Here is an 830-nt window from a genome sequence, read left to right as displayed (position 1 = left end):
ACACGCCAAAGCACTTGAACAACTACTGTTACAATATTTTAACCATACTCGTCATACTTTAGAATGCCTTTCGCACATTATTTTGGGATTATTTGTCGTGCAAAGTGTTAATCTTGCTAAAATTTCGAAGACATTTGCAACATACAGCAAACAAGCGTCCGTTTACAAGCGCATACAACGGTTTATGAAGCGACTGACATTTTCTCCACAGGCGTTATATCATATGATTTGCCAAGTGTTTGAGCTGCAAGGAAAAGTGACCTTATGTATGGATAGGACAAACTGGAAGTTTGGCAAAACCCATATTAACTATCTGGTTATCAGCATTGCCTATAAGGGTATTGCCATTCCGTTTATCTGGAAACTGTTGACCGATAAAAAACGTGGTAACTCTGATTTTAATGATCGTAAAGAACTATTTGACCAACTGTTGCGCTTCATTCCTGTCAGTGATATCGATGTAGTGCTATGTGATCGAGAATTTATTGACGCTCCGTGGATGCGTTATTTAAAAAGCCAGGGAATCTCGTTTGTTTTAAGAGCTAAAGAGAACCTTCTGTTACATAAGCGCGATCAAGCATCAACCAAATTGAAAAATGGTTTTAAATATCTATCGCCTGGTAGGCAATCTGTTTTAAAGAAAAAACACGTGGTCTTAGGCTGTGAAGTTTATCTTTGCGCAAAACGTCTTCATGATGGGAGATTACTGACTTTAGTGAGTGATCGTCCAGGTCAAGAAGCTTTGACATTGTATAAGCGCAGATGGGAGATTGAAACATTATTTGCTGCGATGAAAAAACGTGGGTTTAACTGGGAGCAGACGCACATGA

1 protein-coding gene is annotated in these 830 nt (G+C 38.9%); it reads left to right on the top strand.

The genetic code is table 11. The annotated features are described in order from the left end of the window. Window positions 1-97: 97 nt before the first annotated feature. The coding region (locus DNK84_RS12190; RefSeq protein WP_162902442.1) for an IS4 family transposase at window positions 98-830 on the top strand (733 nt) is incomplete at its 3' end.

It is taken from the genome of Facilibium subflavum (assembly GCF_003574485.1).
GTDB lineage: Bacteria > Pseudomonadota > Gammaproteobacteria > Francisellales > Francisellaceae > Facilibium > Facilibium subflavum.
Note: the sequence above shows the minus strand (reverse complement) of the source record. Positions and strands in the feature narration are given on the sequence as shown.